We start from the raw sequence: 11,924 nt of genomic DNA on the forward strand, positions 1-11,924 counted from the left end.
TTCGCGGCGCTTACTTGGCGACGATATTGCCCTGGTAATCCAGGGAGACCATCACCGGCTTGCCGTCCTTGGTGGCCTTCGCCTGCCAGACGCCCTTGTCATCAAGCTTCAGCTCGGTCACGTCTGCATATCCGCCTTCAACGATACGGTCCTTGGCCTGGCCTTCGGTGAAGCTGTTGGCGCCTTCAACCGGTGCCGTCGTGTTCTGCTCGGAAGGCGTTGCAACTGCCGGCGTGTCGCCATCGGGATTAGCTGGCGGCGTTGCTGTCTGAGCGAAAACGGACGATGCGGACAGGGCGACGATCGCCGATGCGATGATAAACTTGTTCATTTGGTTCTCCTTGGGATGCTGAAGTGATCCTCGGCCAGACAACCATCCAAGGACCATTAAGTTCCCTCGTCTTTTGACAATTTGGCAGAAAAAACTGTAATGATTCCGCTACATTAGTGATCTGCGGCGCAAATCTTCCTGACGAATTCTACGCCCGTCCGGGACCTCGGAAACCGGCCGCGATTGCCTGAAATGCCGGGCCTGGCGCCACGATGGACGCCGCTGTAAGGCTTGGAGGATCGGGGGTTTTGCAGAGTAGCGAGCACAGAGTGCTCATGGCGCAAAACGGCCGGAGTTGAGACCGGCTAAAAAACAAAACCGCCGCTCACGACGTCTGTCGAGGCGGCGGTTAAATAACGCAGGGAAAGATTTGCTGTTTTCTAAAAAGCCTCAAAATCTCCGGCGGCTTCGGTCAGCGGCTGGGAGTGGCCGTGACGGAGCATGCCGTTGCCGAGCGATTTCTGCATATCGGCAAGCTTGACCAGATTGAGCGCCGTCGTCACATCGACCAGCCAGGATTGCGGGATGGCCGCCGTGACCGTGTCGATAAACTCCGCCAGGCCGCGTGTCTTCTGGACGGCCAGGTCGATGCCCTGCAGGACCTTGATCCGGTCCGGCGATTCCAGCACGGCCTCGCCATGGATATCGCTGAGCATCGGTTCGATCCGCTCGATGAGGTAAGCCACATCATAGAGTTCCGAGACGATGCGCATCATCACATCCGGAAGCGCCTCATCGACGTGAGGCATATGGCTCTTCATTTCAGTCAGCATTACACGCCCTCACGCTGGCAACAAACTCCGTCCGGGCCCACCGGACAGCACCGCTCAACACCTTGCCAAAGCCCACTCCGGTCTGTTCCGGAAGGCGGCTGAGGCGCTAGAAAAACTCGATCGCATTATCCACCGGCTTCGGCACCGGTCTTGGACGCTGTTCCTGAGCCACGGCCTTCTGCGCTTCCACGCCCGTCAGCGCATATTGCCGGGCACGGCCGCTCAGCGGCCAATATTCGAGCTTGCGCCCATGATCGCCGCCGGTGCTTTCGCCAACCACCTGGATGCCCTCGTCCATCAGGAACTGGCGGGCAAACAGCGCATTCTGCTCGCCGACATTGGAAAAGCGCGCGATCGTCTTGGCACCGCCAAAGATTTTCGCCTCCAGCCGATCGCGGCGGGCCCCCTTCTTCAGGAGCCCGTTGATCAGCAATTCCATCAGATGCACGCCATAGCGCGTCGCATCGCCGCCAGACGAAATCGCATCCGCCGAACCCGGCAGGAGGAAATGGTTCATGCCACCGACGCCCGCGACCGGATCGCGCATGCAGGCAGCCACGCAGGAGCCGAGGATGGTTGAAAGCACCACATCGGGATCGCTGACCACCTTCCATTCGCCCTGGATGACATGCACACGCCTGGTCGCAGCCTCGTTGATCATTTCAATGCCCCAAATACGGCTTCGATTGCAGCTTTCATCTTTTCGATGGTGAAAGGCTTGGCGAGCACGTTGTTGGCTCCGAGCGCCGCAGCCTTGGTCACCAATGCACGGTCGCCCTGGGCCGTCAGCATGATGAAGGCGGCTTTCTTGGTGGCCGGATTGTTGCGCACGGCAGCAAGCAGGCCAAGGCCATCCATCTTGGGCATGTTGAAATCGGAAATCACCAGGTGATGCGGCTGCGCCGCCATGATCTTGGCCCCCTGCTCGCCATCACCGGCAACGGTGATCTGCTTGAAACCAAGCTGTTGCAGGGCATCGCCCAGCAAGAGGCGGCTGGTGACCTGATCATCGACGATCAGAACTTTGATTTTTTCCGCTAGGGACATTTATTCGCTTCCTTCTCTTCGGGCGGCAGTGCTTTTCAGGACTTCTTCCCCGATTGAGCCGAGGGGGAGTTGTGTTTCGACGGCACCTAGTTCGTAGGCAACCCTCGGCATTCCATAGACAACGCAGGTCTTTTCATTCTGACCGAATGTGCGGGCACCTGCGTGGCGCATTTTCAAGAGACCGGATGCGCCATCGCGGCCCATCCCGGTGAGGATCACACCGACGGCATTGCGGCCGGCAAGTTCGGCCACGGAATCAAACAGCACATCGACGGACGGGCGATGGCCGTTGACCGGTTCGCGGTCGAGCAGGCGGCAGCTGGGCGACGCCGGGTTGACCACCTGTAGATGGCGCTCGCCCCCTGGCGCCAGATAGATCTTGCCGATCTCCAGCCGCGCCCCATCCGTTGCTTCCGCGACCGTTGGCGCGCAGATGCGGTTGAGGCGTTCGGCAAAGCTCTTAGTGAAAGTGTGCGGCATATGCTGCGTGATCACCGTCGGCGGGCAATTGGCCGGGAATTTCTGCAAGACAGCGATCAGGGCCTCGACGCCGCCGGTGGACGATCCGATCGCGATGATCTTGCGGCCTGCCCGGTAATCGGAAGCCGTATTGGCATTGGCAGCGCTGGGGGCCGCGACCTTGTTGCTCGAAATGATGAACTTGCGCTGCGAGCGGGCGGCCGCCTTCACCTTTTCAGCGAGATCGCGGAACGGATGGGGATCTCCGGGCAGCGGCTTGCCGACGCAATCGAAAGCACCGATTTCCAGCGCTGCCAGCGAGGCTTCCGCGCCCTTGTGCGTCAGGGTCGAGACCATGATCACCGGCATGGGGCGCAGGCGCATGATCTTTTCGAGGAAATCCAGCCCGTTCATGTTGGGCATCTCGATATCGAGCGTGATGACGTCGGGATCGAGATCCTTGATCGCCTGGCGCGCCTGCATGGCGTCGGCTGCCTGGCCGATGACCTTGACTTCGGGGTCGCTGCTCAAAATGGCCGTGATCAGCCCGCGCATCGTGGCTGAATCGTCAACGACAAGAACGCGCGCAACACTCACGAGCGGCCTCCCTGTGGCTTGCCGGTATAGCGATAGGTGGTGATGCCGATATTGTCGAAGACCGTTTTGGCATCGCCCGAGACGCGTTCGGAATGGCCGATATAGAGATGGCCCTTGGGGTTGAGCATGCCGGCAAAGCGCGACCAAATCTTCATCTGGGTCGGCTCGTCGAAATAGATGACGACGTTGCGGCAGAAGATCACGTCGAACTGGCCCTTGAACGGCCACTGAGCCATCAGGTTGAGTTCATTGAAAGTGATGAGCCGCTTCACCCGGTCATCGACCTGCCATTTCTGGCGGCCGTTGACCGCGGATTCGATGAACCATTGCTTGCGCATCGCCGGGCTGACGGTTTCAAGCGCAGTCGCGTCATAGGAGCCGGCCCTTGCCAGCGCCAGGATCTTCGGGTCGATATCGGTGGCAAGGATGCGGAAATCGTAATCGGCCGCATTCGGCAGCATCGACAGGACCGTGAGCGCGATCGAATAGGGCTCCTGACCGTCCGAGCAGGCCGCAGACCAGATGCGCACCCGGCCGCCATTCTTCGCGCGGGCGATAAGTTCCGGCAGGACGTCGGTTTTCAGATGTTCGAAATGATGGTTCTCGCGGAAGAAGCGGGTGAAATTCGTGGTCAGATGCGAGAGCATATCGCGGCGTTCGGCAGCACCGGCCGGCGAGGAGACCAGCTGGCAATATTCGCGAAAGCCCTTCAGGCCGATATTGCGGATATGCTTGGAAAGCCTGGAGTAGACGAGCGAAGCCTTGGATTCGTTGAGATAGATGCCGGCATCTGCATAAATCATGGCAGCGATCTCCACGAGGTCGCGGCGGGTCAGCGGATATTCTCCGCTTGCCAGGCACTCGTCCGGAGGCAGCTTGCTGTCAAAGGCGGCTGGCATGCTCATGCAGCTTCACTTTCGGTATGAGGAAACACGGCTTCCAGTTCGATCAGGCAGATCATCCGCCCTTCGATCGCCAGGATGCCGCGGGCAAATGTCCGCTCGAACTCGGACGTCATATCCGGCGTCGGCTGGATATCCTCGTCCTTGATCGTCAGGATGTCGGAGACCGCCTCGACGAGGAGGCCGACGACCCTGTTCTTGACCTGCGTCACGATAATGACATGGCGCACCGTCGGCTCGGCCGGCTTCATGCCGAGGCGCGCCGACAGATCGATGATCGGCAGCACCGCGCCGCGCAGGTTGATGACGCCTAAAACATATTGTGGCGCATGCGGCATCGGCGTCGCCGGCGTCCAGCCGCGGATTTCCCGCACGGACATGACGTTGACGCAGAATTCCTGGTTTCCGATACGGAACGCGATCAACTCGCGCCTGCCATTGGAAAGATTTGTGGCCAGATACGTCATAGTCCTACCCTGCGGCGGCCAGCGATGATTCGAGTTGCAGGGACTGGCCGCGCGAGGCTGCAACGACAGCATCGACGTCCAGGATGAGAGCGACGCGGCCATCACCGAGAATGGTGGCGGCGGCAATGCCCGGCACGTGGGTATAGTTGGCCTCCAGGCTCTTGATGACGACCTGACGCTGGCCCTGGATGGCATCGACCATCAGGGCACGCTGGCCGCCGCCTTCGGATTCCACCAGAAGCGCCACGCCTTCGACCGGATTGGCCTGGGTTGCGCGGAAATTGAGGATGCGGCCGACATCAACCAGCGGGCAGAACGAGTTGCGGATCGAGATCAGCCGCTGCGTCGCACCGAAGGAATGGATCGCTGCCGCATCCGGCTGCAGGGTTTCGACGATTGCCGTCAAAGGCACGACCAGCGTCTGGCCGGCCACGGTAACGACCATGCCGTCGAGGACGGCCAGCGTCAGCGGCAGGCTCATGGTGAAGACGGAACCATGGCCGGGCTTCGACGAGATATTGATGCGGCCGCCGAGCGCCTGGATCGAGCGCTTGACGACGTCCATGCCGACGCCGCGTCCGGAAAGGTCGGAGACCTTGTCGGCGGTGGAGAAGCCGGCGTGGAAGATCAGGTTGTCGATTTCCTCGTCCGACAGGTTGGCATCGGCGGCGATCAGGTCGTTGTCGATCGCCTTCTGGCGGACCTTCTCGCGGTTGATGCCGGCGCCGTCGTCGGACAGTTCGATGACGATGCGGCCGGAGCGATGCTTGGCGGTTAGCTTGACCGTGCCTTCGGCATTCTTGCCGGCTGCAATGCGCTTTTCCGGCATTTCGAGGCCGTGATCGACCGCGTTGCGGATCATGTGGGTCAAAGGCTCGGCCAGCTTGTCGATGACCGTCTTGTCGACTTCGGTGTTTTCACCTTCGGTGACGAGGCGGACAGACTTGCCGGTAATATCTGCAATTTCCCGGACCGTGCGGGCCATGCGCTGGAACACCGGCTTGACCGGCTGCGCGCGGATCGCCATGACCGAATCCTGGATCTCGCGGGTCAGCTGCTGCAGCTCTTCCAGACCCATGTTGATCGAGGAGACGCCATTCGAATCGTTCTCGATAACGCTCTGCGACAGCATGGCCTGGTTGATGACGAGTTCGCCGACGAGGTTGATCAGCCGGTCCACACGATCGAGATCGACGCGGATGGTCGGGGCGGCGGCGGATGCGGCCTGCTGGGCATTGTTCTGGGCAGCCGCTGCGACGGCACCCTTGTCACCGGCTGCCGTTCGCGACGCGGTCGCGGCCATCTGGACGACGTTGGACGCGGCTTCGGCGGCGGCGACAGCCTGCTGCACGGCGGCGATCTGTTCTTCTTCCTCGACCACGCCAAGCGGCGCATCGGGCTCGTCATCGAGCGCGGAGAGATCGAACGGAACCGGCTGCATCGGCAGTTCGTCACCGCCATCGTCTGCGGCGGCGCCGGTGTCGAGCGCGGTGACCTCGAGGTCGCAGTCCCATTCGGCAAATTCGAACACCGAACGCACGGCGTCTTCGCCCTTGTCGGTCTTGATCGACGCCTTCCAGGAGAAATAGGCGGTTTCCGGATCCATCTGGTCGAGCGATGGCAGACTATCCATGTTGCAATGGATGCTCATTTCGCCCAGGCGCGAGAGATCGCGCAGGAGCAGCGTCGCCTCGTTGCCCTTGGTATAGAGTTCCGACTTCGGCTTGAAGACGATCTCATAGGACGGCAGATCGGCTGGTTCCTCGTCGTCACCGAAATCATCGAAGGAGAAGGCGACGGGAACGAAACCTTCGTCATTGACGGCTGGTGCGGCGGCGGCGGCAACCGGAGCTGCCTTCGGGACCGCTGCGACCGGAACGGCGGCAGGCGGCGCTTCGCCCTTGGCCAAAGCTTCCAGCTCGCGGATCAGCTGCGCCGAGCGTGCCTGATCGACACTGCCGCCGTCGCGCGCGACATTGGTCAAGTCGGCCAGCACATCGGCCGATTTCAGCATGACCTTCAGGACATCCTGGTTGGGTTCCAGCTTGTTGGAACGAACGCAATCAAGCGTGGTCTCGAACACGTGCGCGAAAGAGACCAGATCATCCAGCCCGAACGCTCCGGCACCACCCTTGATGGAGTGGACCGCACGGAAAACCGCATTCACCGTTTCCGGATCACGGTCGCCGTCATTGAGCCTCAGGAGACCGGATTCCAGTTCAGCGAGCTGCTCCTCGCATTCCTGAAAGAAAATCTCTTTGATTTCGTTCATATCCATGGGGGAAATCCTGGCGTTAGGCGGTTACGCGCTCGATGGCATCGATCAGCTTGGTCGGATCGAACGGCTTGACGATCCAGCCGGTTGCGCCTGCCTGGCGTGCACGGTTCTTCTTTTCCGCGTCGCTTTCGGTCGTCAGGACCAGGATCGGGATTGCCCGGAATTTCTCGTTTCTGCGCACGCCCTCGATGAAGCCGAAGCCATCGAGACGCGGCATATTGATGTCGGTGACGATGACATCCGGATTGGCGTCTTCCAGAACTTCCAGCCCCTCGATGCCGTCTTCCGCCTGGATCGTTTCGAAACCGGCATTGTTCAGCGTCACGAGAAGCATGTTCCGGATGGTTCTGGAATCATCGACGGTGAGAACTTTCTTTTTCATGTCTCAAATCTCCTTTGCCATCAGGTGGTCGATATTGACCCCGATGAGCTGTGTCGTTTTCGTAAATGCGTCCGACACCTTGGCGAAGGTGAAAGACTGATTATCCTCTTCCCAGCTTTTTGCCCCGGCCATCAGGACCTGAACGCAGAGCGCGCCGACACGCTCGACCGCAGATGCGTCGATCGCGACCGGGTTGCCGCGCAGAGCCATCAGCTTGCCGTGCAAAGCGCTGGCCTCGTTCAGATCGAGAACCGGCGCGAGGCTCAAACTTTTCCGGGCGGCTTTCTTGGCTGCCATCTCTACTTTCCTTGTCTGGCTGAGAGTAATTTACACGGATGGTTCGGCTGGCTTTCGGCGCGGCCATGCGCTCGCACGCGCTGCGCCTCGAGACCCGCCTGCCTTGGCCCCGCCTGCCTTAGCAATGTGTGTTTATGCCGGCTCTGCATCAGCGCGCCCACCCGGCAAGGCGGCCCTGAAGGCCGTGGATGTCATCGGCGCCGTCGCTGCTCTCATCCACAGCGTTACCCGGCCGGCCGGCTGGCGCCGGAATGGCGGGTGCCTGATAGGACGGTGCGAACGCGGTCTTGGGCGCCTGGCGCTGGACATGGAACTGGCGGATCGTCTGGCCGAGTTCGAGAATGACGCTGTGCAGGTCGGCGCAGGTTTCCCTGGCACCGGCGGCCTGATCGGCACTGTCGCCGATTTCGGCGCCGATCCGGCCGAGATCGGCGGTCGCGGACTGCAGACCGGTGACCTGCCCGGCCGTTTCCTCGGCAATGCCGGCGATGGCATCGTTGATGCCCCGCACCTGCTCGACAATATTGCTGATGGCATCCTGCGTGCGGCCGACGCGTTCGACGCCCGCCTCGACCTGGGATTTGGTGCTGGAGACCAGCTGCTTGATTTCCCGCGCGGCGTCGCCCGAGCGCTGCGCCAAAGCGCGGACTTCCTGGGCGACGACGGCAAAGCCACGGCCGCTTTCGCCGGCGCGCGCCGCCTCGATGCCGGCATTCAGCGCCAGAAGATTGGTCTGGAAGGCAATTTCATCGATAACGCCGATGATCTGGCCGATCTTTTCGGCGGACGCTTCGATATCGGCCATGGCGGATATGGCTTGTCCCGCAATCTCACCGCTCTTTTCGGCCGACTGCCGGGTCACAGCGACGCTCTTTTCGGCGGCCCGCGTCTGGCCGGCATTGTGCCGGACCCGGTCGACGATGGCACCGAGCGACATGACGGTCTCGCCGAGCACTTCGGACTGGTCCTTGGCGCGCTGGGCAAACTGCGCGGTCTGGCCGGTGAGATCGCGCGAGGAGGTTTCCATCGCCGTGGCGCGATCGGAAAGGCCGATAAACTCGTTCTGGATGACATCGAGCGCGCCGTTCAATTCCATGGCCAGCGGCTGATAGGCCGCAGGCACCTCGTTGGCGGTACGGACAGACAGATCACCCCGGCCAAGCGCCTGTGTGACGCCGCCAAACAGGGCAAGCGCCTCGGCCTCGCCCGCCTTGCGCTGTTCGGCAAGCTGGCGCTGGTGGCTGTGGCGCTGTTCGTTGAAGCGCAGGGAAACGGAAATTTCGGTATCGACAAAAACAGTGCGAACCAGAGCGGCGACGAGGTCGGTCAACTCCTTCCTGTTTGCCTTGCCGAGCGACAGCATCGCTTTCGGCCAGAACTGCTCGATCATCGCACCAATCAGGCGTTCGAGCACCACGGCATGACCGGCGATCTGCCAGCGCGGGTCGAGACCCATCTTGCTCTCAGTATCCGACAGAACCTTGACGCGCTCGGCGTAGAGACTGTCGAACCGGGCGTCGGTCAGCACGCTCCAATGTGATGCCTGCAGGTCGTGCAGCCTGTCGATCTGGCGGTCGCTGGTGAAATGGCGGGCGGCATCGGGGAAGGTCTGCAGGCGCTGGAACAGGTCGCGCAATGCCAGCTCGACCTCTGCACCCAGCGACTGGCGATGCTTGCGCAGAACGTCAGTCTGGTCTTCATCGAGCCCGGCAAAACGCAAGCGCTCCAGCAGACTGCCTGCCTGAGCCTTCCTGGTCTGATCTGGCGATGTTTCCTGCCTCACGCTTTTCCCCGGTCCGGTATTCGCTTCTGGAAACCCCATGGCTCTCAGAAATATTCTGTAGAAAATCAAACTCTTGCAGCATGTCCGCGCAGCGATGGGCGCACGGCGCATCCACTCGCCAACGGATGGTTTCCCAACGGATGGTTTCAAGGGGCGTTGCCCAAGCGTGCCGCCTTGCAAGACACACGTGGCAAAGGCCGCAATGCCGCCTCGCCACGGCGATCGGCCGCTGCGTTCCCTAGAAATATCCGGTGAAAGTGCATACCGGATCAGAACCGGTTCGTCGGTACGGCGTCATGCCTTGCGGGGAAGTAGATTTTCCCACTCCAACGTGTACGACCATGTTTATGGTTAATTCCTTGCTTGAAGGTTAACGGTTGATCGTCCGTATCTTCTTTCAATAAGATTGCGCGCATATTGCCTCGACCCGGCGCAACCTCCTATAAAATGGGGGTTTGCGGCGGCTGGAGAAACAACAGGTTTTCAATGGTAAAACTTGAGAGTTGATCTTGGCAGACCCCGCCATTAACTACTGCCTATTCTGACCGGCGTAAGCCATGCGCAAGCATAGCCGGACTAAGTGAAGCGGCATCATGATGATGACGTAGAAGGAACGGGCAATGATTGTTCTGGGACTAAGCGCTACGCTTATCGCCACCCTTACACTGGCAGCGGTCTCCATCCTCCTCAATATCGAGCATGACCGTAAGTCATTGAACGCCCGGATTTTCTAGGAAATAGTTGAACCGCACTTGCGCTGGCAAGCATTGACGCCTTGCAGGCGGCGCATGTTTGCGTGATCCGGCAGCGGCGGGAAAGCCGTGTCATTTATATGTGCCTGCGGCAAGATGATCCAGAGGCGCGGTTTACGGAGACTGTTGCCGGCGATCTTCAATGCGGAGCGGATGGCGCAGGCTTGGACGACAAAGCCTGAACGAGCTGCGCCCAGCGGGCCGCATAGGCCGCATAAGCTTGCGAAACCTCACCCTCGAATTCCACAGTATGCGCCTGCGCCCGGCTGCCGTCGCCAAGGCACGCGGCGCCCAGGCTGGTGCCGGTGGCGCTCTGGCTGCCGATCAGCACCGGACGCCCGGTTGCGGCTTTCAGCATGCGCAGATAGCTTGAATTGACCGCGAACGGACCCTCGACGACGACCTCGCCTTCGGCGCCGATCAGGTCCAGGGAACTCGCCGTCATCATCGCCAGGTGGAAGGAGACGACGGCAAGCCGTTGCGGGCCCGTGAGGGAACCCTCGTCACAGGTCCAGCGCGCGCTTGCATGCGGGAATGGCCCGGAGCCTTCGGGCACCGAGGGCAACAGCATCCACTGTGCGGCGGCAACCTGCGCCTCCATCTCTTCGGATACCTCGACCGTTGCGTCGGGGATCAGGGTCGAGAATGCCCGTCCGCCCATGAAACGAGCGGAGGGAACGGGATCGCCGAGCGCATTGACATTGATCAGCGTGTCGCGCGCCTCATCGAGCGCCACCTTGCGCGCGCCCATCGCCATCATCACCACCCAGGTGCCGGTGGATACGACAGAAAAGGGTGCCGCCCGCGTCAGCACATGCGGCAAGAGCGAGGAGTTGGAATCGTGGATACCGCAATAGACCGGCAGCCCCACCGGCAGGCTGGCATCCTGTGCGGCCTGCGGCGTCAAGCCGCCGAGAATATCGCTGGCGCGGCGCACCGGCGCAAACAGCGGACGCCAGCCACGGGCATCGACCATGGTGGAAAAGTCTGCCGTATAAGGATTCCACAGATCGGTATGGCAGCCGAGCGAGGTCAGTTCCGTCGAGCGAACGCCGGTCAGGCGGTAGGACCAGTATTGCGCATAGGTGAGGATACTGGCGACCTTAGCGAAAAGGTCGGGATAGGTCTGTTCCTGCCAGTAGATCTGGGCGCCGATATTCAGCCCCATCGGCAATCTGGCGGCACCGGTTTCGGCAAAGGGCGGGCGCACCTTTTCATAGGCTTCCGCCAGCGTGTCGGGGCCGGTGAATTCATAATCGAGCAGCGGCAGGGCAAGATCGCCGTTCTTGTCGAGCAGGACGGCGGTTGCGCCATGGGTGGTGACCGAGATCGCATCGAACGGTGTCTCTTCATACAGCGCAGCGAGGCTCTGCGTGATGAAGCGGTACAGGCGCTCGACGTCGAAATGCGGGTAGAGGCCTTCGGAGACGACGCTGTTTGCGGTCTTGCGCACGGCCGTTTCCTCGAACCGGTCGAGATCGACCAAAGCGACCTTGGCATTCGTCTTGCCGATATCGATGACAGCGATGGTTTTCATGGCATTACTTCATGTGAAAGACGGTTGTCAGCGGCACGGCGACAGGCTCGTTATCGGCCTTCACCTCCATGATATCAGCCATATGGGCCCACCATTTCTGCATCACCGGATGGTTCGGAAGATCGGCCATGGTGTGGTCATCGCGCCGCCAGAGAACGCCGAACAGAAGGCCGGTTTCCTCGTCGAGATGGATTGAATAGTCGGAAACACCGGCATCGGTCAGAAGTGCTGCCAGTTCCGGCCAGATCGCATCATGGCGGGCCTTGTATTCCCCGGCCATGCCCGGATTGAGCCGCATGCGGAACGCATATTTTTCCAT

General features: G+C 61.0%; 13 protein-coding genes. All 13 read right to left on the reverse strand.

Going from position 1 to position 11,924, the window contains the following annotated elements:
- Positions 1-10 precede the first annotated feature (10 nt).
- The 13 genes from PYR65_RS19225 to PYR65_RS19285 all read right to left on the reverse strand — a co-directional run bounded on the left by PYR65_RS19225 (position 11) and on the right by PYR65_RS19285 (position 11,924).
- Complete coding sequence (locus PYR65_RS19225) at positions 11-331, reverse strand: PepSY domain-containing protein (RefSeq protein ID WP_060636036.1); 321 nt, start codon at positions 329-331, stop codon at positions 11-13.
- Positions 332-711: 380 nt separating this feature from the next.
- A complete protein-coding gene (gene cheT / locus PYR65_RS19230; RefSeq protein ID WP_060500261.1) occupies positions 712-1,104 on the reverse strand; it encodes a chemotaxis protein CheT in 393 nt (130 codons plus the stop codon).
- A 106-nt stretch (positions 1,105-1,210) separates the two neighbouring features.
- Positions 1,211-1,765 carry a chemoreceptor glutamine deamidase CheD gene (gene cheD, locus PYR65_RS19235; RefSeq protein ID WP_060636037.1) on the reverse strand — a complete coding sequence of 185 codons (555 nt, stop codon included), beginning with the start codon at positions 1,763-1,765 and terminating at the stop codon, positions 1,211-1,213.
- Positions 1,762-2,151 (reverse strand): response regulator, encoded by a 390-nt coding sequence (locus PYR65_RS19240; RefSeq protein WP_037105534.1) that lies wholly within the window; start codon positions 2,149-2,151, stop codon positions 1,762-1,764. Before PYR65_RS19240 ends, cheD begins: the two co-directional genes overlap by 4 nt.
- Complete coding sequence (gene cheB / locus PYR65_RS19245; RefSeq protein WP_060636245.1) at positions 2,152-3,165, reverse strand: protein-glutamate O-methylesterase CheB; 1,014 nt, start codon at positions 3,163-3,165, stop codon at positions 2,152-2,154. It lies immediately after the preceding gene.
- A gap of 38 nt (positions 3,166-3,203) precedes the next feature.
- Positions 3,204-4,112 (reverse strand): protein-glutamate O-methyltransferase CheR, encoded by a 909-nt coding sequence (cheR, locus tag PYR65_RS19250; protein ID WP_060636038.1) that lies wholly within the window; start codon positions 4,110-4,112, stop codon positions 3,204-3,206.
- On the reverse strand, positions 4,109-4,576 hold the full coding sequence (locus PYR65_RS19255; RefSeq protein ID WP_060636039.1) for a chemotaxis protein CheW: 468 nt from the start codon (positions 4,574-4,576) through the stop codon (positions 4,109-4,111). Before PYR65_RS19255 ends, cheR begins: the two co-directional genes overlap by 4 nt.
- Before the next feature lie 4 nt (positions 4,577-4,580).
- Entirely contained in the window at positions 4,581-6,854 is a 2,274-nt protein-coding gene (locus PYR65_RS19260) for a chemotaxis protein CheA (RefSeq protein ID WP_276119128.1), read from the reverse strand.
- Positions 6,855-6,870: 16 nt separating this feature from the next.
- Positions 6,871-7,236: a chemotaxis response regulator CheY1 gene (gene cheY1 / locus PYR65_RS19265; protein ID WP_056329642.1), complete on the reverse strand. Its 366-nt coding sequence runs from the start codon at positions 7,234-7,236 to the stop codon at positions 6,871-6,873.
- A 3-nt stretch (positions 7,237-7,239) separates the two neighbouring features.
- Positions 7,240-7,533 (reverse strand): STAS domain-containing protein, encoded by a 294-nt coding sequence (locus PYR65_RS19270; protein ID WP_060636041.1) that lies wholly within the window; start codon positions 7,531-7,533, stop codon positions 7,240-7,242.
- Between the two features lie 148 nt (positions 7,534-7,681).
- A complete protein-coding gene (locus PYR65_RS19275; protein WP_276119129.1) occupies positions 7,682-9,316 on the reverse strand; it encodes a globin-coupled sensor protein in 1,635 nt (544 codons plus the stop codon).
- Positions 9,317-10,207: 891 nt separating this feature from the next.
- A complete protein-coding gene (locus PYR65_RS19280) occupies positions 10,208-11,605 on the reverse strand; it encodes an FGGY-family carbohydrate kinase (RefSeq protein ID WP_276119130.1) in 1,398 nt (465 codons plus the stop codon).
- A gap of 4 nt (positions 11,606-11,609) precedes the next feature.
- A complete protein-coding gene (locus PYR65_RS19285; RefSeq protein ID WP_276119131.1) occupies positions 11,610-11,924 on the reverse strand; it encodes an L-rhamnose mutarotase in 315 nt (104 codons plus the stop codon).

The sequence above is a fragment of the Pararhizobium qamdonense genome, assembly GCF_029277445.1.
In the GTDB taxonomy this organism is placed as follows: Bacteria; Pseudomonadota; Alphaproteobacteria; order Rhizobiales; family Rhizobiaceae; genus Pararhizobium; species Pararhizobium qamdonense.

Excerpts from the sequence above, each read along its gene's own strand:
- cheT (WP_060500261.1), bottom strand. The coding sequence starts at position 1,104 with ATGCTGACTGAAATGAAGAGCCATATGCCTCACGTCGATGAGGCGCTT.
- PYR65_RS19255 (WP_060636039.1), bottom strand. The coding sequence starts at position 4,576 with ATGACGTATCTGGCCACAAATCTTTCCAATGGCAGGCGCGAGTTGATC.
- cheR (WP_060636038.1), bottom strand. The coding sequence starts at position 4,112 with ATGAGCATGCCAGCCGCCTTTGACAGCAAGCTGCCTCCGGACGAGTGC.
- PYR65_RS19270 (WP_060636041.1), bottom strand. The coding sequence starts at position 7,533 with ATGGCAGCCAAGAAAGCCGCCCGGAAAAGTTTGAGCCTCGCGCCGGTT.
- PYR65_RS19285 (WP_276119131.1), bottom strand. The coding sequence starts at position 11,924 with ATGGAAAAATATGCGTTCCGCATGCGGCTCAATCCGGGCATGGCCGGG.
- cheB (WP_060636245.1), bottom strand. The coding sequence starts at position 3,165 with ATGCGCGGGCTGATCACGGCCATTTTGAGCAGCGACCCCGAAGTCAAG.
- PYR65_RS19260 (WP_276119128.1), bottom strand. The coding sequence starts at position 6,854 with ATGGATATGAACGAAATCAAAGAGATTTTCTTTCAGGAATGCGAGGAG.
- cheD (WP_060636037.1), bottom strand. The coding sequence starts at position 1,765 with ATGATCAACGAGGCTGCGACCAGGCGTGTGCATGTCATCCAGGGCGAA.
- PYR65_RS19280 (WP_276119130.1), bottom strand. The coding sequence starts at position 11,605 with ATGAAAACCATCGCTGTCATCGATATCGGCAAGACGAATGCCAAGGTC.
- cheY1 (WP_056329642.1), bottom strand. The coding sequence starts at position 7,236 with ATGAAAAAGAAAGTTCTCACCGTCGATGATTCCAGAACCATCCGGAAC.
- PYR65_RS19240 (WP_037105534.1), bottom strand. The coding sequence starts at position 2,151 with ATGTCCCTAGCGGAAAAAATCAAAGTTCTGATCGTCGATGATCAGGTC.
- PYR65_RS19225 (WP_060636036.1), bottom strand. The coding sequence starts at position 331 with ATGAACAAGTTTATCATCGCATCGGCGATCGTCGCCCTGTCCGCATCG.